The organism is Campylobacter sp. TTU-622 (genome assembly GCF_016598965.1).
Taxonomy (GTDB): domain Bacteria; phylum Campylobacterota; class Campylobacteria; order Campylobacterales; family Campylobacteraceae; genus Campylobacter_D.
Window position 1 is genome coordinate 1 of record NZ_JAENKR010000168.1, and the last position, 1,094, is coordinate 1,094.

At 24.0% G+C, this 1,094-nt stretch carries 1 pseudogene; it reads left to right on the forward strand.

The features are described from left to right. Positions 1 to 93, forward strand: a pseudogene (locus JG677_RS09120) (autotransporter outer membrane beta-barrel domain-containing protein); the annotation flags it as partial. Between the last annotated feature and the right edge of the window lie 1,001 nt (positions 94 to 1,094).

A 1,094-nucleotide genomic window follows, 5' to 3' on the forward strand; every position in this document is an offset into this window, starting at 1 on the left:
GAAGCATTCTACTTTAGCTTAAACTACAATGGAATGTTTGATAAAGATGGTAAAACTCATACAGGATATGCTCAATTTAATTATGTGTGGTAAAAGAATATAAATAATTCTAAATAGTTATTTAGAATAAATATAAATAACTAGTTTAATCTCCTTAACCCTAAATGACTTTAAGTTGTTTGGGGTTTATTCTTTTAAAAATACTTAATAAATTAAATCATAAGTTTAAATATAGAATAAAATTAAATGATAGAAATAAACTTATAAATTAAAAAATATTTTTTATATAAATAAAGCTCCAATATATTTTAAATTTAAAAATAAAACTAATATTATTTAATAGTTTTATTTTTATTCTTTCAAAGATTATTATATTAAACTGATTAGTTTTTATTTTATAAATATAAAATTAATATTAAAAATATCTAAAAGTTTGCTTAATATAACTTTAAGAAAATTTTTTTTATCATTACGCATAATCTATGATTTGGATTTATTATTCTTTTTTTTATTTCTTTTTATAACAAATAAATTAAATTTAAACTATAAGGAGGTTGATAATGAGCCATAGTTTATTTAAAAAAGAAATATTAACGGGGGGGGGGGATTGAAAAAAACCATTCTTCTTCAAAAAAACTAGTTCTTTCTTTAGTTACAATTTCTTTTTTAAGTTCTTATTCTTATGCTACAGCTAATATAAAACCTTATGATGATAGCGATTTTAGTATTCAAGCTAGAGAAAATACAACTATAGACAGTTCACAAACTAGCACAAAAACCATAACGGGAGATAGTAGTAATACTCTTACTATAACAAGCAGTGGTTCGGTTACAATTTCTAGTCCTACTAGCAATGGAAATAAAAACAAGCAAGCTATTCTTTTCCAAACAAGTTCTTCTACTTCTACCTTTTTAAACCAAGGAACCCTTCAAGGTGGAGGTAATACTGCTAGTGTTCAAATCAGTACTAATAATTCAAATGGTGCTACTATAGATACCTTCACTAATGAAGGCACTATAGGAAATGGTGTTTCTAAATTTGGTATCACAGTTTGGGGAAAAGATGGATCTAAATCTACAATCAATAATTTTAG